This window comes from Cellulomonas sp. URHB0016 (genome assembly GCF_054057935.1).
Map to the genome: position 1 here is coordinate 3,971,928 of NZ_JBSRZU010000001.1, position 17,358 is coordinate 3,989,285.

A 17,358-nucleotide genomic window follows, 5' to 3' on the forward strand; every position below is an offset into this window, starting at 1 on the left:
CCCACCGAAGCTCCACCCCTACCCCCGAGGGAACGAGAACCATGACTGCCGTGAGCACCCCCCGACCTCGCACCGCCGCCCGCCGTTGGGCCGCGGTCGCGTGCCTGACGGCCACCGCGTTGACCGTCGCGGGGTGCTCCTCGCAGGCGGACGCCGACGAGGCGGGTGCGACCGGCACCGCCGCAGCGGGCGGCAAGGTCGACATCGTCGCGTTCTCGGTCCCCAAGCCCGCGTACGACGACCTCGAGAAGGCGTTCCAGGGCACGGACGAGGGCGAGGGTGTCGAGTTCTCGGCGTCGTACGGTCCCAGCGGCTCGCAGAGCAAGGCCGTCGCCGCCGGTCAGCCCGCCGACTACGTCGGCTTCTCGGTCGGCCCCGACCTGACGCGGCTCGTGCCGGACCAGGTCGCGGAGGGCTGGGACGCCGACGCCAACAAGGGCATCGTGTCCAGCTCGGTCGTGGTGCTCGTGGTGCGCAAGGGCAACCCGAAGAACATCACGGGCTGGGACGACCTCGTCAAGGACGGCGTCGAGATCGTGACGCCTGACCCGGCCACGTCGGGCTCGGCCAAGTGGAACATCCTCGCCGCCTACCAGCACGTCATCGCCAACGGCGGCACACCGGAGCAGGCGTCCGCCTACCTGACGAGCTTCTTCCAGCACATCGTCAGCAAGCCGGACAGCGGTGCCGACGCCACGACGACGTTCACGCAGGGCACCGGTGACGTGCTCGTCTCCTACGAGAACGAGGCCATCGCCGCCCGGCAGAAGGGTGCCGACGTCGAGTACGTGGTCCCGGACGAGAGCGTCCTCATCGAGAACCCCGGCGCCGTGACGGTCGACTCCTCCGACGCAGCGAAGAACTTCCTCACCTTCGTGACCAGCGCGGACGGCCAGAAGATCTTCGCCTCGCACGGCTTCCGCCCGGTCGCCGACGTGGTGGAGCCCGGCACGGTCGAGGGCGCGACGGACCCGAAGGACCCGTTCCCGGCGGTCAAGACGCTCATCACCGTCGAGGACCTCGGTGGCTGGGCGAAGGTCGACAAGGAGTACTTCGACAAGGCTGACGGGCTCGTGACGAAGATCGAGGCGTCGGTCGGGTGACCACCACCCTCGAGACGCCTGTGGGCGCGGCCGCCGCAGCGGTCGCGCCCACAGGCGCGCGTGCCGAGCGCACGGGTGCCCCCCTCGGGCGCGCGTCCGGTCTGACGCTCGGCGTGGTCATGCTGGGCCTGAGCCTGCTGGTCCTGCTGCCGCTCGCCGCCGTCGGGGCCGAGGCGGCGAGCGCGGGCTGGTCCGGGTTCTGGGCCGCCGTCACCGCCCCGGCCGCCGTCGACGCCCTGGTGCTCACGGTGTCGAGCTCGCTCGTCGTCACGGCCGTCAACGTCGTCATGGGAACGCTGCTCGCCTGGGTGCTCGTGCGGGACGACTTCCCGGGCAAGCGATGGCTCGAGCTCGTCATCGACGTCCCGTTCGCGCTGCCGACCATCGTCGCCGGCCTCGTCATCCTCAGCGTGTACGGGCGCAACAGCCCGGTCGGCATCGACCTGTTCGGCACCCGCTGGGGCGTCATGGTCGCCCTGCTGTTCGTGACGCTGCCGTTCGTCGCGCGCACCGTGCAGCCCACGCTCATGGCGTTCGACCGGGACACCGAGCACGCCGCCGCGACCCTCGGCGCCCGCCCGCGCACCGTCTTCCGTCGCATCGTGCTGCCGCCGCTCGTCCCGGCCATCGCGGCCGGTGCCGCGCTCGCGTTCGCGCGGGCGATGGGGGAGTACGGGTCGGTGCTGCTCATCTCGGGCGGTCTCGACCGCACGCAGGTGTCGTCCATGTACGCGTTCAGCCTGTACGAGAGCTACGACTTCCCGGGGGCCGCCGCGATCGCGACCGTGCTGCTCGTGGTCTCGCTCGCCGTCCTCGCCGGGTTCGAGATCGTGTCCCACCGGGCAGGTCGACGTGGCTGACACCCTCACCCCTGCCCGTGCCGTGACCGGACGGAGCGGTCCCGTCGCCGGCTCGGGGCGCGGCAGCCGGCTCGCGCTGCGCACCGTCGGCCTCCTGTACGTCGCCATCCTCGTGCTCGTCCCGCTCGGGATCATCACGTGGCGCGCGCTGAGCCCGGGCATGCCCGCCTTCTGGGCGGCGATCAGCTCCCAGCAGGCGATCACGGCCTTCCGGCTCACGGCCGAGGTCGCCTTCGCGTCCGTGCTGCTGGGCACTGCCTTCGGGGTCGCGCTCGGCATCCTGCTCACCCGGTACCACTTCGTCGGCCGGCGGCTCCTGGGGGTGCTCGCCGACCTGCCGATGGCGGTGTCGCCGATCGTCGCTGGCCTCGCGCTGGTGCTCGTCTACGGGCACAACGGCTGGCTCGGCGGCCCGTTCGAGGCGGCCGGCATCGACATCATCTACGCCGTGCCGGGGATGATCCTGGCCACCACGTTCGTCTCCCTGCCGCTCGTCCTGCGCGAGGTCGTCCCCGTGCTCCAGGAGGTCGGCACCGACCAGGAGCAGGCCGCCCGTGTGCTCGGTGCCGGCGGGTGGCACACGTTCTGGCGGATCACGGTCCCGACGATCAAGCCGGCCCTCACCTACGGGGTGGTCCTCGCGCTCGCCCGGTGCGTCGGGGAGTTCGGGGCCGTCGCGGTCGTCTCCGGGAACGTCAGCGGCGTCGGTCAGACCCAGACGACGACGCTCGTCATCGCCGAACGGGTCCAGCAGATGGAACCGGGGGCGTACCAGCTCGCGTTCGTGCTCATCATCACGACGGTCGCCGCCCTTCTGGTCGCCGCCAACCTGCGTCGGAAGGACGAGCTCTCATGAGCATCCAGGCGAACGGTGTCATCAAGCGCTTCGGCGCGTTCGTGGCGCTCGACGACGTGGACCTCGACGTCCACGCGGGCGCGCTCACCGCCCTGCTGGGTCCGAGCGGGGGAGGCAAGTCGACCCTGCTGCGCGTCATCGGAGGGCTCGAGACGCCCGACGCCGGCGAGGTCAGCATCGCCGGCCGCGACATGACGCGGGTGCCTGCGCACGAGCGCAACGTCGGCTTCGTGTTCCAGCACTATGCCGCGTTCCAGCACCTGTCGGTGTACCGCAACATCGCGTTCGGGCTCGAGATCCGGCACCGGCCCAAGGCCGAGGTACGTCGCCGGGTCGGGGAGCTGCTCGAGCTCGTGCACCTCGAGGAGCTCGCCGACCGGAAGCCGGCGCAGCTCTCCGGCGGGCAGCGGCAGCGGATGGCCCTCGCCCGGGCGCTCGCGGCCGAGCCGTCCGTGCTGCTCCTCGACGAGCCGTTCGGGGCGCTCGACACCAAGGTGCGGCGCGAGCTGCGCGGCTGGCTGCGGGCCTTGCACGACGAGGTGCACGTGACGACCGTGTTCGTCACGCACGACCAGGAGGAGGCCCTGGAGGTCGCCGACGAGATCGTGGTCGTCAACCGCGGCAAGGTCGAGCAGGTGGGCTCCCCGTCGGACCTCTACGACAAGCCGGCCAACGACTTCGTCATGGAGTTCATGGGTCCTGTCACGCGGCTCGGTGGCCGGCTCGTCCGGCCGCACGACGTGCAGGTGTCGGGCGCGCACGTGGACGGTGCGGTGCCCGGCCGGGTCGCCCGGCTGCAGCGGATCGGCTTCGAGGTCCGTGCGGACGTGGTCACCGCCGAGGGCGACCTCTGGGTGCAGCTCACCCGAGGGCAGGCGGACACTCTCGAGCTCACACCCGGGTCGGACGTCTGGTTGCGCGCCCTGATCTGAGGGCGCTCGCGGGACGACCGAGCGGTCAGGACCGGCCGGACGGGCGCACCGGTGCGTCGGGGACGCGGCCGCCGAGGCCGTTCCGGGGCAGCGCCCCGAGCAGGTCGGCGAGCCCGCCCTCCAGGTGCGCCGCGTGCCCCACGCCGCGCACCGTCCCCGCCGGGAGGTCCAGGAGGCTCGACAGCGCCGTCACGGACCGGTGGCGGATCTCGGGCGAGCGCCCGCCGACCGTGAGCGCCACGCGGCCGGCGCTCGCGGTCGGCGTGGCAGGTTCGAACGCGGAGAACATCGCCAGCTCCGCGCGCACGGTCGCCGACGAGGCCCTCGTCATCCGCGCCGTCCACGCGGCCCCGTACAGCGCACGGCCGAACCCGGGCACGCCGTCGGCGTCGAGCCCGGCGACCACATGCGCGAGCAGCCCCGGCACGAGCGATCCGGCGGCCGGCTCGTGCAGCACGGCTCCGGCCATCTCGACGCCGCGCGCTGCGAGCTCGAGACCCAGCGTCGCGCCGCCGCTGACCCCGATCACGAAGGCGCCCTCGCACAGCGGGGTGAGGAACGCGACCTCGGTGTCGAGGTCGCCGGACTGGGGGCGGGTGGGGGTGTGGATGTCCACCCCGTGCGCCTGCAGGTGGGCGAGCAACGTCGCGGCCCGGGCACCGTGCGGGCCGGACGTCCAGACGCGCCCGTCGGTCGCCGTGCCGTGCACGAGCACGAGCCGGGAGCCAGTGCGGGGGATCCACGGGGGCGGCGAGCGGAGCTCGTGGGCAGCGGGCGGCAGCCGAGGCGGCACGTAGACCGTTGCAGAGTCGACCCCGGGCGGAAACGCCGCGGCAATGTCCGATTCGTACCGTTCGGTCATGTCCCACCGTCCGCGAGACCCGCAGGCCCTCGGCCTATGGCGGTATACAGACCTGTATGCGGCGCTGCACCCCGCTTCGGCGGCGGGCCGGTGACCGCCGATGCGGCACTCCTCGTGCCGCTCCTCGAGGTGCAGGGCCTGACCAAGCGCTTCGGCTCCCTCGTCGCCAACGACGACGTCACGTTCACCGTCCGGGCGGGCGAGGTACACGGCCTGCTGGGCGAGAACGGCGCCGGCAAGAGCACGCTGGTCAAGTCGCTGTACGGCATCCACCAGACCGACGGCGGCCGCGTGGTGGTGGACGGGCAGGAGGAGCGCATCGGCTCCCCGTCGCACGCCCGCGACCTCGGCATCGGCATGGTGTTCCAGGACATGCGCCTCATCCCCGCCCTCACGGTGTGGGAGAACATCGCGCTCCAGCTGCGCGACACGCCCCGGATCCTCCGACCCCGTGACGCACAGCGCGCCATCACCGAGGCGAGTGCACACTACGGCCTCGACGTGGACCCGACGGCGCTGGTCCGGGACCTGTCGATCGGGGAGTGGCAGCGCGCGGAGCTGCTGAAGGTGCTGCTCGCCGGGGCGCGCGTGCTGATCCTCGACGAGCCGACGAGCGTGCTCACGCCGCAGGAGGCCGACGCGCTGTTCGACGTGCTCCGCCGGCTCACCGCCGACGGCGTGGGCGTCATCCTCATCGCGCACAAGATCCGCGAGGTCCGCCAGATCGCCGACCGGGTCACCGTGCTGCGCGGCGGCCGCACCGTCCTCACGGACACCGACCCGCACGAGCTGACCGACGCGGAGCTGGTCCGCGCGATGGTCGGCACGAGCGTCAAGCCCGTCGAGCGACGGCCCGCTCGCGCCGACGAGCCCGCCGAGGCCCCTGCCGTCGTGAGCCTGCGCGGCGCGAGCGTGCTGCGCCCCAACGGGGTGCTCGGGCTCGACGGCGTGGACCTCGACGTCCGCGCGGGCCGCATCCTCGGCGTCGCCGGGATCGCGGGCGCGGGTCAGGGGGAGCTCGCCGACCTCCTCGTCGGGGTCGCCTCGCTGAGGTCCGGCTCGATGGAGGTGCCCGGGCTCGACGCCCGCGGCACCGGGACCGGCGACCTGCGGGTCGCGGGCGTGGTCGACGTGGTGGCGAACCCGGTGCACGACTACGTGGTCCGGGGCATGACGATCAGCGACCACGCCGCCCTGTGGGAGGCCACGACCGCGGGGCGCAGCCGGTTCGACGTGCGGGGCGCGGTCAAGAGCTTCGTCCGGCGCAACGAACGGGCCGGGCTGCGCGCCGCCGACCCGTCCCGGCGCCTCGACCAGCTCTCCGGCGGCAACATCCAGCGCGTCCTGCTCACGCTCGCGCTGACCGAGGACGCGAAGCTCGTCGTCGCCTCCTACCCCACGCGAGGGCTGGACGTGCTGACCACCGAGCGGACCCACGAGCTGCTGCTCGAGGCACGGGACCGGGGCGAGGCGGTCGTGCTCGTCTCGGAGGACCTCGACCAGCTCCTCGCGCTCTGCGACGAGGTCGTCGTCCTGCACCACGGGCGGGTGGCGGGGACGGTCCGCGCCGTCGACGCCGACCGCGACCAGCTCGGCCTGCTGATGACGGAGGGTGCCGCATGAGCGTCCTGGAGAAGGACCCGCCGAAGGTCGTCGGGCCCGCCCGCTCGACCGGTCTCGACCAGCCCTTCTGGAGACGGGCGCTGTTCGTCCTGGTCGCCTACGTGCTCTGCCTGCTGGTCTTCGCGGCGTTCGCCGCGACGCAGGGCGCCGACCCGACGTCGATCTTCTCGACGATGCTGCAGTCCTCGGTCCTCGACTGGGGCACGCTGCAGCAGACGCTCGTCCGGTCCGTGCCCATCGTGCTCGCCGCCCTCGCGTGCACCATCCCCGCCCGCGCCGGCCTCGTGAACGTGGGCGGCGAGGGCCAGATCATCATGGGGTCGGTGGCCGCGGTCGGCGTGGGGCTCTTCCTCGGCCAGTCGCTCGGCGGGCCCCTCGCGTGGTTGCTGGTCGTGGCAGGCGCAGCGGCGGCCGGAGCGGTGTGGTGCGGGATCTGCGGGTTCCTGCGGGTCCGGCTCAACGCGAGCGAGTCCGTCACCACCCTGTTCTTCAACTTCATCGCGGCCGACGTGATGCTCTTCTTCATCTACCAGGTGTGGCGCGAGGGCGACGCCACGTCCCTGCCGCAGAGCGAACCGCTCACCGCGGACCAGATGCTGCCGACGTTCGGCGGGCTGCAGCTCACGCTCGCCGTGCCGCTCATGGTCCTCGTCGTGGTCGGCGTGTGGGCGCTGCTGAAGTACACGAGCTGGGGTTTCCGCCTGGCCGTCGCGGGCGGCAACCCGACGGCCGCCCTGCGGTCGGGCCTCCCGGTGCGGCGGATCCTGCTCGGCTCGATGCTGGCGGGCGGCGCCCTCGCCGGGATCGGCGGCGCGCTCAACGTGATGGGAGCCGAGGGTGCGCTGCGGCCGGGCATGACGGCGTCGTTCGGCTATGTCGCGTTCCTCGCGAACTTCCTGGGCGGCAGCAGGCCGTTCCCGGTGCTCGGCGCCGCCGTCCTGTTCAGCGCCATCGCGAACAGCGGCAACGGCCTGCAGCTGTCCGAGGGCCTCAACGGCAGCGCCGTGAACGTGCTGCTCGGGCTCATCGTGCTCACCATGCTCGTGGTGAGCGGGCGCAAGAAGGAGGCCTTCTCGTGAGCGGAGCGGTCCAGGAGCTCGTCACGGGTGCGGTCGCCACGGGCACCGTGCTGCTGTTCCCGGCGGTCGGTGAGCTGATCGGCGAGCGCAGCGGCGTCATCAACCTCGGGACCGAGGGCGGCATGCTCGCGGGAGCGATGGCCGGCATCGGCGTGGCCATCGCCACGGGCGACCCGTGGCTCGGCGTCCTGGCCGGGATCGTGGCCGGGGCGCTGTGCGGTGCCCTGCATGCGTTCGCCGTGGTGCGCTGGCACGCCAACCAGCTCGCCAGCGGCCTGGTGGTGTGGTTCCTGGTGCTCGGCGTCACGTCGGTGCTCGGCGCGAGCTTCTACGGGCAGGTGATCGAGCCGCTCGGTCCGGTCGAGATCCCTCTGCTGTCGGCGATCCCCGTGGTGGGACCGGCGCTGTTCGCCCAGAACGTGCTCGTGTACCTCGGGTACCTCGTGGTGCCGCTCGTGTGGTGGTGGGTGCTGCGCACGCGGTCCGGGCTGACGCTGCGGGCCACGGGGGAGCGTCCCCAGGTGGTGGTCGCCGCCGGACACCACCCCGCCCGCGTGCGGTTGGTCGCGGTGACCGTCGGTGGGGCGTTCGCGGGGCTCGGTGGCGTGATGCTGACCGTCGGCTCGGTGGGCAACTGGAGCGACGGCATGACCAACGGCTACGGGTTCGTCGCCGTCGCGATCGTGTCGTTCGCCCGCTGGAACCCGTTCGGTGTGATGGCCGGCGCCTACATGTTCGGCCTGGCGCTCGCGGCGGCGACCGTGTCGCAGGCCAACGGGCTCGCGATCAACCAGTACCTGCTCGACGTGGTCCCGTACGTGCTCACCGTCGTGGTCCTGGTCCTCACGTCGGCCCGCGGGCGGTCGGTGGGTCCCGAGTCCCTGCGCAACGCCATCGGGGCCGTCACCTAGCACCACACCGGCCAGGCCCACCCGCGAGGGGACGTCCCCCGCGTCCCCGGGTGCTGCCCTGCCGGACGCACTGCTGGACCGCACTGCCAACCCACGGAAGGTGAGGAACGTCATGCCTCAGCACATGCGCGTGCGCGTCGCGGCGGCCGCCGGGCTCGTCGTGAGCCTGTCCCTGCTCGGTGCCTGCGCCGGCGGGAGCCAGGCCGGCTCCGACGACGGAGCGTCCCCCGGCGCCATGACCGTCGGGTTCGTCATGGTCGGCTCCAAGAAGGACGCCGGGTACAACCAGGCGGTCGACGTCGCGGCGGCGAAGGTCGGCAAGGAGCTCGGTGTGAAGGTCCTCACGGCGGACCAGATCCCCGAGAACAACAACGTCACGCAGACCATGCAGGCCATGGTGGACAAGGGCGCCAAGGTCATCTTCGCGACGAGCTACGGCTACCTGCCCTACGCGCAGAAGTTCGCGGCGTCACACCCCGACGTCGTGGTGCTGCACCAGGGCGGCTATGTCGAGGAGGCGTTCCCGGCGAACTTCGGCACGTACTGGGGGGAGTCCTACGACCCGGTGAGCCTCGGCGGCATCGCGGCAGGTGGGACGACGAAGACCGACAAGCTCGGCTTCATCTACGCGTTCCCGATCTCCCAGACGATCGCCAACATCAACGCGTTCGCGCTGGGCGCACAGAAGGTCAACCCGGACGCGGAGACGTACGTGGTGAACACGTCCACGTGGTGCGACCCGATCAAGCAGAAGCAGGCGGTCAGCACCCTGCTCGCCGAGGGCGTCGACGTCTTCTCGGACCACCAGGACTGCCAGGCGACGATCGTGCAGGCCGTGAAGTCGGCCGGGAAGTACTTCGTCGGCTACCACTACGACGCGAACGAGCTGATCCCGGACGGCTGGCTCACCGGGTCGGCATGGAACTGGGCGCCGCTGTACTCCCGGATCGTCGAGACGGTCGAGTCGGGCGACTTCGCCGGGAGCGAGTTCAACGCCAACTGGATCGGCTCGTTCGCCACGGGCGACAACCCGATCGAGCTCGCGTCGTTCGGCTCCGCGGTGACCGGCGACCTGCAGACCCAGATCACGGCGGCGGAGGACGAGCTCAAGAAGCCCGACGCGTCGACGTTCGTCGGCCCCATCTACTGCCAGGACGGCTCGGTCCTGGTCGCTGCGGGCGAGGTGGCGACGTACGAGGACGTGAACACGACGTTCACCTGCCTGGTCAAGGGCGTGGTGGGGACGCTCCCGGCCATGGGCTGACCGGCCCGGACCGCGGCGGCGCCGGGTGCTCCGCTCCGCAGGTGGCGCACCCGGCGCCGACCGGTACCGACAGGAGGAGGACGGACATGCACGTGGCGGAGAGCGAGCCGTATCCGTGGCCGTGGGACGGCGCGGGGCCCGAGTGCTGGGCGGTGCTGGTCGTGGACTGCGCGATGCCGGCACCGGCAGGCCTCGGTGCTCGGCTGCAGGCCTGGCTGGACCACACCGGCCGCGCGGGCGTCCCGACGTACCGGGTCTCCGTCGGCGCAGGCCACGTCCGGCAGCTGCCGGCGGACTGGCTGGGCCCGACGCCGGTGGACGAGACGGTCGCGGCGCCGGGCTGGAACGGGTTCTCGGCGAGCCCGCTCGACGACCTGCTGCGGGCGTCCCGACGTCGCACGCTCCTGCTCACGGGCTACTGGCTGGAGGTCGGCGTGCACTCGACGCTGCGGGCCGCGAACGACATGGGGTACGAGTGCGCCGTGGTCGCCGACCTGTGCACACCGTGGGACACCGCACTCGCGCCGGGAGCCCTGTCGACGATCCGGTTCTCGGGGGGCATCTTCGGGGCTGTCGTGTCGTCCGGTGCGGTCGCCGACCGGCTCGGCACGGCGAACCTGGCGGCCGCCGGCGGAGCGGTCGCAGGCGCAGAGACGAGCGCAGGGCAGTGACGACGACGGAGGAGACGCACGTGACGACGCACTACGCAGCCGTGAAAGCGGAGCCGTACGCCTGGCCCTACGACGGCACCATCGACCCGGCGCGGACGGCGCTGGTGAACATCGACTGGCAGGTGGACTTCTGCGGACCGGGCGGGTACGTCGACACGATGGGCTACGACCTGGCGCTGACCCGGGCGCCGCTCGGGCCGGCCGCCGAGGTGCTGGCCGCGTGCCGGGCGGCGGGGTTCCTCGTGGTGCACACCCGTGAGGGGCATCGCCCGGACCTCGCGGACCTGCCGCCCAACAAGCTGTGGCGCTCGGAGCGGATCGGCGCGGCGATCGGCTCGACCGGCCCGTGCGGCCGGATCCTCGTGCGGGGAGAACCGGGCTGGGAGATCGTTCCCGAGATGGCCCCGGTGCCGGGTGAGCTCGTCGTCGACAAGCCGGGTAAGGGCGCCTTCTACGCGACCGACCTCGACCTGCTGCTCCGCACGCGCGGCATCACGCACGTGGTGTTCACCGGCATCACCACGGACGTGTGCGTGCACACCACCATGCGCGACGCCAACGACCGCGGGTATGAGTGCCTGGTGCTCGGCGACTGCACCGGCGCCACCGACCGGGGCAACCACGAGGCGGCGCTCAAGATGGTGACCATGCAGGGCGGGGTGTTCGGTGCGGTCGCCGACTCGGCGGCCCTCCTCGCCTCGCTCGCGGCGGGCACCTGAGGGTCACACAGGGACGTGCCGGCCGAAGTCCCAGCCCGCGGTCACGGGCGCGCCCGCGTTCCCGTCGCTGCCCTGCGGCAGGTAGGAGTAGCTCAGCGTCCGGAACGAGAGGGAGAACGTGTCGACGGGCTCCCCGGCGCCGACGTCGTCCTCCAGCTCGTACGACGCCACCGTGACGTCGTGCAGCTCCCAGCGCAGGACGACCGCCGGGCGGCCGCCCGCGTGCACGATCTCGAGCGTCGCGGTCGGGACGTGGGTGCCGCGCGCGCAGGCGAGGAACAGCAGCGGCGACGCGACACCCAAGGAGGACGTGAGCTGCACGGGCCGCGCCTCGACCTTCCCCGCCCCGGCGCCGGCTCCTGCGAGCCCGGGGCCGCTCACCGCCTCGGACCACCGCATGCTGCGGACGTCGATCCAGTCCCGGTGGCTCCGGTCCACCGATCCGCCCGGGACGGAGTCGAGCCTGAGGAACGCGTTGGACATGGTCGTCAGCCTTCGCCGGTGCGGTGCGACGCCCGAGGTCGGGGCGACGCCCGGAGCCCGGGCGTTGCCCGGAGTCTGGCACCCCCGACGAGCGCCGACCAGAGGTGGCCGCCGTGCCGGCCGCCGAGGTCGCCGGTAGCGTCGGCGGCATCCGCGACCGTGACCACCGGTCGCGCCGGTCGACGAGGTCGGGGGCCACCGGATGGACGTCGCAGCGCTGCTCACCGAGTCGTACGGCCGGATCGGGCCGATCCTGCACCGGGCGGCGCGGGGGCTCGACAGCCGCGGCCTGACGTACCGCCCCGACGGTGAGGCCAACACGCTGGCCTGGCTGGTGTGGCACGCGGCCCGTGTCCAGGACGCGCAGGTCGCCGACGTCGCCGGGATCGGCCAGGTCTGGGTCGTCGCGGGCTGGGCGCAACGGCTCGGCCTGCCGTTCTCGTCCGCCGCGACCGGCTATGGCCAGTCGTCCGACGAGGTGGCGTTGGTGGACGCCCCCGCCGACCTGCTGCTCGGCTACTACGACGCCGTCGCCGCCCAGACGCTCGACTTCCTGGCGCGGCTCTCCGCCGCGGACCTCGACGACGTCGTCGACGAGTCCTGGGACCCGCCCGTCACGCTCGGCGTGCGACTCGTGAGCATCCTCGGCGACTGCCTGCAGCATGCCGGCCAGGCGTCCTACGTGAGAGGCCTCCTGGACCGCTCCCTCCGGTGAGGGCGGCCGGTGTCCCGCGCCAGGTGACCTGCGCCGGGCAACCTGCGCCGGGTGACCTGCGCCAGGCGACCTGCGCAAGGCGACCGCCGCCCGAAGGCGGTCTCGGCATCCGATCGGGCGGAATGAGCCGGCCCGTCGGCGAATTGAGAGGGACACAGCGGGCGTGAGTATGTCGAGATGGCGGTTCGCGCTTCGACCTGAGGGTGAGCCCCTCTCCCCGGCCATCGACCCGTGAGGACGACCCACCATGACCGACACCGCCGCCAGCCTGTCCTCCGCCCCACCCACGAGCACCTCTGCCCGTGACCGCCTCGCCGTGCGGCTGCTGCTCATCTCGACGTTCGTCGTCATCCTCAACGAGACCGTGATGGGCGTGGCGCTGCCGCACCTGATGGCGGACCTCGAGATCCCGGCGAGCACGGCCCAGTGGGTGACCACGGCGTTCATGCTCACGATGGCGGTCGTCATCCCTGTGACCGGGTTCCTCATCCAGCGGTTCACGACCCGGACCACCTTCCTGGCCGCGATGGGTCTGTTCAGCCTCGGCACGCTCGTGTGCGCGCTCGCGCCCGGGTTCGAGGTGCTGATCGTGGGCCGCGTGGTGCAGGCGTGCGGCACGGCGATCATGCTGCCGCTGCTCATGACGACCGTGATGACCGTGACGCCGGCGGTGAGCCGTGGCCGGACGATGGGGAACATCTCGATCGTCATCTCGGTGGCGCCGGCGCTCGGCCCGACGATCTCCGGGCTCGTGCTGAGCGTGCTGCCGTGGCGGTGGCTGTTCGTGCTCGTCCTTCCGGTGGCGCTCGGCGCCCTGGCCCTCGGTGCGGCCCGGTTGCCGAACCTCACGGAGCCGCGGCGTGCCCGGGTCGACGTCCCGTCCGTGATCCTGTCGGCCCTCGCGTTCGGCGGGCTCGTCTACGGGCTGAGCGGGCTCGGCGCGGCCGCCACGACCGGCGTCGCGACGGCCACGTGGGTCGCGCTCGGGGTCGGCGTCGTCGGGCTCGTCGTGTTCGTGGCCCGGCAGCTGCGCCTCCAGAAGGTCGACGACGCGCTGCTCGACCTACGGACCTTCTCGACGCCTGCGTTCGCCGTGGCTGTCGGGGTCATGGCGATCACGATGATGTCCCTGTTCGGCACGCTGATCCTGGTGCCGCTCTTCGCACAGGTCGTGCTCGGGCTCGACGCGCTGCAGACCGGGCTGCTGCTCCTGCCGGGCGGGCTGCTCATGGGCCTGTTGGCGCCGAGCGTGGGCCGCGGGTTCGACCGGTTCGGGCCGCGGGTGCTCCTCGTGCCCGGCGCCGTCATCGTGAGCGCCGGTGCGTGGGCGTTCACGCTGCTCACCGCGACGAGCTCGCCGTGGCTGCTGCTGGTGGCGCACGTGATCCTCAGCGCGGGTCTCGCCCTGATGTTCACGCCGCTGTTCACGTCGGCCCTCGGCTCGTTGCCGGGTCGCCTGTACTCGCACGGCAGCGCCGTGGTCGGCACCGTCCAGCAGGTCGCCGGCGCGGCGGGGACCGCGCTGTTCGTCACCGTGCTCACCGCGCAGGCGGCGACGCTCGCCCGCGGCGGTGCGGATGTCGTCGAGGCGACCGCCGGGGGAGCGCACGTGGCGTTCCTGGTGGGCGCGGGCATCTCGCTGCTGGCGATCCCGGCGGCGTTCGCCGTGCGTGGCGGTCCCGGAGGACATGGCGCGCACCAGGCGCACGAGGCGCCCGCGAACGAGGCGGAGCGCGCTGTCGGCGAGGTCGCGGCCGTCTGACGGGCGCACTGGGCCGACCTGGTGAGTGTCGACCCTCGTCGTGGGCCGAACGCGGTGAGGGTCGGTCCTCGTTGGAGTGAACCGTGGCGTCCCGGGACCACCGGATCGTCCGCTTCTGCCATGGTTCGTGCCAGCGAAGCACTGATCTCGGTCCTGTACCTGGTCGCCTGGGCCCGAGGGAGCTAGTGGCGAACCCGGCGCTGTGCACCCGATCCCCGTGCACACGACTCGCAGCTGGGAGCACCACATGCGCACGACCGTCCGTCGATCCCTCGCCCTCCTCGGCGCGTCCACCCTCGTCGTCGCCGGCGCGGGTGCCGCACAGGCCTCCGTCACGCTCGACGCCGCGTCCGGCGCCGGCTTCGTCGGCAAGGGCGACGTCCAGACGGCCCTGGGGTGGAACAACGCCGTCCTCCAGAAGAACGCCGAGTCCCTGACCTTCACCAGCCGGCAGGCGGCGGCCCAGTCCGTCACGCAGGGCGTCAGCCAGACCGGGCAGCAGCTCGCCAGCCAGACGGTCTCGCAGGACGTGACATGCACGCTCGTGACCGGCAAGAAGTCCTTCCACCGTGACGGTGAGCGCGCCGGGGTGAGCGACGGCACCCGTGCCGGCACCCGTGCGGGCAGCCGGGCCGGCGCCCTCAGCGGCGTCCTGGCGTCGGACGTCGCTTACGAGGCCCGCAAGGCCAACCAGTTCACCGGCTTCAACCTCAAGGGCTACGCCGCCGGGCCCTCGTTCACGGCGTCCGGGGACGTCTCGTGGGGTGCGGCGTCGTACGGTGACTGGTCGTTCGGGGACTACACGTTCGGTGAGGTCGTCTGGGGCGGCTGGGAGGCCGAGCCCGGCGAGAACCCGGCCGACTGCCTCGGTGGCAACCCCGGGGTCACCGACCTGACGAACGACCTGGTGGCGCACGACCCGGTGGCAGGTCTCCTGCTCGAGGGTCCCGCTTCCTACGGCACACCCGCGTACGGCGCCGTTGCGGCCACCGGCCCGGTGGCGTTGTTCGTGAACTCGGTCCCGCTCCCGATCACGCCCGCGGTCGTCGGCTGACCTACGCACGCAGCGAGGCCGCACCCCTGGGGTGTGGCCTCGCTGTCGTGTGCGCTGCCCTTGACGCCTTCTCCTGTCCCACCTACCGTGAAGCCATTCCTTAATTAAGGAGTTGCTTACATGGCCGACCGGGACGAGCTGAGCATCGTGTTCGCGGCCCTGGCCGATCCCACGAGGCGCGCGATCCTCACGCACCTCGCCCAGGGGCCCACCACGGTGGGCCAGATCGCGGAGCCGTTCGCGATGAGCCGCCCGGCGATCTCCCAGCATCTGCGGGTGCTGGAGACCGCCGGCCTCATCGAGCGGACCGTCACCGCGCAGTGGCGCACGTGCGCCCTGCGGACCGAGCCCCTCGACGAGATCGCGTCGTGGGTCGACCGGCACCGCCGGTACTGGGACGAGCGGTTCGACCTCCTGGAGGACCGCCTCCGCGCGACGCGCGACGCCCCGGCGACCTCACGGGCGCAGGAGGAGAGAACCGATGAGTGAGCAGAACCGCACGATGGAGAAGACGTTCACGATCACGCGGGTGCTCGACGCGCCACGTGCGGCGGTGTGGCGGGCATGGACCGACCCGGACGAGATGACGCACTGGTACCACCCGCGCGGGCTCACCACGCCGCGCGAGTCCGTCGCCGTCGACCTGCGACCGGGCGGCGAGTACCGCTACACGATGGTCGCGCCCGACGACACCGCGTACCCCACCGGTGGCGTGTACCGCGAGGTCGTCGAGCCGGAGCGGCTCGTGTTCACGTGGGGCGACCCCGGCGACGACGAGGCGCCCGTCGCGACCGTGACGCTCGACGACCTGGGCGACCGGACGCGCATGACGTTCCGGCTCGACGGCGTGCCGGGCGCACCCGGCGACGGCAGCTACTACGACGGCTGGGTCTCGGCACTCGAGGTGCTCGCCGAGCACGTGGCCTGATCCCCGGGCCCGGGCGACCGGCCCCGGGGCCCGGGGCGTGAGCGCGGCACTTCGGGGTGAGAACGGCAGTCAGAGCTGCCGTTCTCACCCCGAAGTCACGTCGTCGCCGGACGGACGCGCGTCAGAGCCTCGGGTTCGCGTTGTGCACGAGCTCCAGCGCCATCTGCGGGAACCACGAGCCCGCCGCAGGGTCGGCGTACCCGCGGACCGGGTCGATGCCACCGGCCGGGTCCCACCGCGTGCACTCGCCGTCGGACTCACCCGGGATCTTCACCCACAGGTAGGCGTCGAGCATCGGCACGCCGGTGCTCGTGGTCGGGCGCAGGCCGAGGCCGCGGTCCGGCGGGTTGCACCAGTCCTGCGCGTCACCGGCCGGGTGGTCGGCGGGCGCGGTCCACGGACCCTGTCCGTTGCGGCTGGTGTCGATGACGAAGCCGGCGAGCGCGTCGGGGCTGCTCGGCGGGTTGGCCGCGTTGGTCACGTTGTCCAGGTACCACTGGTCGGTCAAGCCCCACGTGCTGAAGTCGTTGGGGTCGGCCGGGTAGTACTGGCTGCCGCAGTAGTCGAAGTGGCCGAGCCGCCAGCCGCCCTCGGCGTCGTTGGTGCCGTACCAGAGGCACTGCGACACCCAGGAGCCGTACTTCTGCAGCTTCTCGGTCACCTGGTAGTTCGAGACGTTGAGGAAGAACCCGTCGGCGCGCTCGACGCCCGCCTTGTGCAGGCGGTCGGCCGCGTCGCCCGACCCGAGCCAGCCGGAGTGGGTGCCGTCGAGGTACACGGACGTCTTCGGGAGCGCGGCGAGCCGGTCGACGGCGCCGTTGACCTGCGCGAAGCGGTCGCTCGCGGCGGTCGCGGGGTCGGCCTCGGCGGGCTGGCACCACTCCTGGGCGCCGGTGATCGACGTGTACCAGGGGATGATGCCCAGCCCGTCGGGCTCGACGAGCACGATCGCCTCGCCGTCGCCGATGCCCTTGGCGAAGCCGTCGATCCACGCCAGGTACGACGCGGTGTCGGCGGCGCCGCCGGCGGAGTACTGCGAGCAGTCCCGGAACGGGAGGTCGTACGCCACGAGCACGGGGACGGAGTGGGTCTGCTTCGCCTGCTTCATCGTCTTCTCGACCGACTTGCGGACGTCCTGCGGCGAGCCGGACGTGAACCACACGGCGGACGGCGTGGCGACCATCTTGGTGACGAGCGCGGCGTCGGACAGCTGGTGGGACTTGACCAGCTGCTTGATCTGCGTGACGGCGCCGTCGTTCGGCGGCGGCGTGAAGAGCCGGGTCACCGGCGGCTTCGGGTGGTGGGGAGGCTGCGGGGGGTGCGCCGGTCCGCCGTGCGCGGAGGCGGGCAGGGCGGCGGCTAGTGGGAGCGCTACCACGACGGCCGTGGCAAGCAGGGTCGTGCGGAGGCGGGACAGAGATCTGGCCACGGGGGAGCTCCTACGTCGTTGTCGGATGGCCGGTGCCGTACAGGTGCCTCCAGCGAGCCGGGGCACCACCTGCCGAGCATGACGACCTGGACGAACGACCGCAAGGG

General features: G+C 72.4%; 18 protein-coding genes, 1 pseudogene and 1 riboswitch. Of the genes and pseudogenes, 16 read left to right on the forward strand and 3 right to left on the reverse strand.

Annotated elements, in window-relative coordinates; all coding sequences use genetic code 11:
- Window positions 1-41: 41 nt before the first annotated feature.
- The 5 genes and pseudogenes from ACVW07_RS18185 (at window position 42) to ACVW07_RS18205 (ending at window position 3,751) form a co-directional block, all read left to right on the forward strand.
- Window positions 42-1,103, forward strand: a complete 1,062-nt coding sequence (locus tag ACVW07_RS18185) for an extracellular solute-binding protein (protein ID WP_456820608.1) — start codon at window positions 42-44, stop codon at window positions 1,101-1,103.
- A complete protein-coding gene (cysT, locus tag ACVW07_RS18190; protein WP_456820609.1) occupies window positions 1,100-1,963 on the forward strand; it encodes a sulfate ABC transporter permease subunit CysT in 864 nt (287 codons plus the stop codon). Before ACVW07_RS18185 ends, cysT begins: the two co-directional genes overlap by 4 nt.
- A complete protein-coding gene (locus tag ACVW07_RS18195) occupies window positions 1,956-2,819 on the forward strand; it encodes a sulfate ABC transporter permease subunit (protein WP_456820610.1) in 864 nt (287 codons plus the stop codon). Before cysT ends, ACVW07_RS18195 begins: the two co-directional genes overlap by 8 nt.
- Window positions 2,816-3,472 (forward strand): annotated as a pseudogene (locus tag ACVW07_RS18200) (sulfate/molybdate ABC transporter ATP-binding protein); the annotation flags it as partial. The gene ACVW07_RS18195 and the pseudogene ACVW07_RS18200, both read left to right, overlap by 4 nt.
- A gap of 39 nt (window positions 3,473-3,511) precedes the next feature.
- Entirely contained in the window at window positions 3,512-3,751 is a 240-nt protein-coding gene (locus ACVW07_RS18205) for a TOBE-like domain-containing protein (RefSeq protein WP_456821119.1), read from the forward strand.
- Between the two features lie 25 nt (window positions 3,752-3,776).
- Here ACVW07_RS18205 and ACVW07_RS18210 read toward each other — a convergent pair whose 3' ends face one another.
- Window positions 3,777-4,544, reverse strand: coding sequence for a hypothetical protein (locus tag ACVW07_RS18210; RefSeq protein WP_456820611.1), 768 nt, complete (start codon window positions 4,542-4,544; stop codon window positions 3,777-3,779).
- Window positions 4,545-4,703: 159 nt separating this feature from the next.
- Between ACVW07_RS18210 and ACVW07_RS18215 the strand changes: the two genes are divergently transcribed.
- The 6 genes from ACVW07_RS18215 to biuH all read left to right on the forward strand — a co-directional run bounded on the left by ACVW07_RS18215 (window position 4,704) and on the right by biuH (window position 10,880).
- A complete protein-coding gene (locus ACVW07_RS18215; protein ID WP_456820612.1) occupies window positions 4,704-6,236 on the forward strand; it encodes an ABC transporter ATP-binding protein in 1,533 nt (510 codons plus the stop codon).
- Window positions 6,233-7,315 carry an ABC transporter permease gene (locus ACVW07_RS18220; RefSeq protein ID WP_456820613.1) on the forward strand — a complete coding sequence of 361 codons (1,083 nt, stop codon included), beginning with the start codon at window positions 6,233-6,235 and terminating at the stop codon, window positions 7,313-7,315. The genes ACVW07_RS18215 and ACVW07_RS18220 overlap by 4 nt, the downstream gene beginning before the upstream one ends.
- Window positions 7,312-8,226 (forward strand): ABC transporter permease, encoded by a 915-nt coding sequence (locus ACVW07_RS18225; RefSeq protein WP_456820614.1) that lies wholly within the window; start codon window positions 7,312-7,314, stop codon window positions 8,224-8,226. Before ACVW07_RS18220 ends, ACVW07_RS18225 begins: the two co-directional genes overlap by 4 nt.
- Window positions 8,227-8,338: 112 nt before the next feature.
- Window positions 8,339-9,490: a BMP family ABC transporter substrate-binding protein gene (locus ACVW07_RS18230; protein WP_456820615.1), complete on the forward strand. Its 1,152-nt coding sequence runs from the start codon at window positions 8,339-8,341 to the stop codon at window positions 9,488-9,490.
- Window positions 9,491-9,576: 86 nt separating this feature from the next.
- Entirely contained in the window at window positions 9,577-10,161 is a 585-nt protein-coding gene (locus tag ACVW07_RS18235) for a cysteine hydrolase family protein (protein ID WP_456820616.1), read from the forward strand.
- 20 nt (window positions 10,162-10,181) lie between these two features.
- Window positions 10,182-10,880, forward strand: a complete 699-nt coding sequence (gene biuH / locus ACVW07_RS18240) for a biuret amidohydrolase (RefSeq protein ID WP_456820617.1) — start codon at window positions 10,182-10,184, stop codon at window positions 10,878-10,880.
- 3 nt (window positions 10,881-10,883) lie between these two features.
- Here biuH and ACVW07_RS18245 read toward each other — a convergent pair whose 3' ends face one another.
- The gene (locus ACVW07_RS18245) at window positions 10,884-11,363 is read right to left on the reverse strand and encodes an Hcp family type VI secretion system effector (RefSeq protein WP_456820618.1); all 480 of its coding nucleotides are present in this window, start codon (window positions 11,361-11,363) and stop codon (window positions 10,884-10,886) included.
- 202 nt (window positions 11,364-11,565) lie between these two features.
- Between ACVW07_RS18245 and ACVW07_RS18250 the strand changes: the two genes are divergently transcribed.
- The 5 genes from ACVW07_RS18250 to ACVW07_RS18270 all read left to right on the forward strand — a co-directional run bounded on the left by ACVW07_RS18250 (window position 11,566) and on the right by ACVW07_RS18270 (window position 15,822).
- Complete coding sequence (locus ACVW07_RS18250) at window positions 11,566-12,078, forward strand: mycothiol transferase (RefSeq protein ID WP_456820619.1); 513 nt, start codon at window positions 11,566-11,568, stop codon at window positions 12,076-12,078.
- A 247-nt stretch (window positions 12,079-12,325) separates the two neighbouring features.
- Complete coding sequence (locus ACVW07_RS18255) at window positions 12,326-13,840, forward strand: MDR family MFS transporter (protein ID WP_456820620.1); 1,515 nt, start codon at window positions 12,326-12,328, stop codon at window positions 13,838-13,840.
- Between the two features lie 126 nt (window positions 13,841-13,966).
- Window positions 13,967-14,049, forward strand: a riboswitch (cyclic di-GMP riboswitch).
- 38 nt (window positions 14,050-14,087) lie between these two features.
- Window positions 14,088-14,894 carry a hypothetical protein gene (locus ACVW07_RS18260; protein WP_456820621.1) on the forward strand — a complete coding sequence of 269 codons (807 nt, stop codon included), beginning with the start codon at window positions 14,088-14,090 and terminating at the stop codon, window positions 14,892-14,894.
- Window positions 14,895-15,014: 120 nt separating this feature from the next.
- A complete protein-coding gene (locus ACVW07_RS18265; protein ID WP_456820622.1) occupies window positions 15,015-15,383 on the forward strand; it encodes an ArsR/SmtB family transcription factor in 369 nt (122 codons plus the stop codon).
- Entirely contained in the window at window positions 15,376-15,822 is a 447-nt protein-coding gene (locus ACVW07_RS18270) for an SRPBCC family protein (RefSeq protein WP_456820623.1), read from the forward strand. The genes ACVW07_RS18265 and ACVW07_RS18270 overlap by 8 nt, the downstream gene beginning before the upstream one ends.
- Before the next feature lie 121 nt (window positions 15,823-15,943).
- Here ACVW07_RS18270 and ACVW07_RS18275 read toward each other — a convergent pair whose 3' ends face one another.
- Window positions 15,944-17,251, reverse strand: coding sequence for a glycoside hydrolase family 6 protein (locus ACVW07_RS18275; protein WP_456820624.1), 1,308 nt, complete (start codon window positions 17,249-17,251; stop codon window positions 15,944-15,946).
- Window positions 17,252-17,358 lie beyond the last annotated feature (107 nt).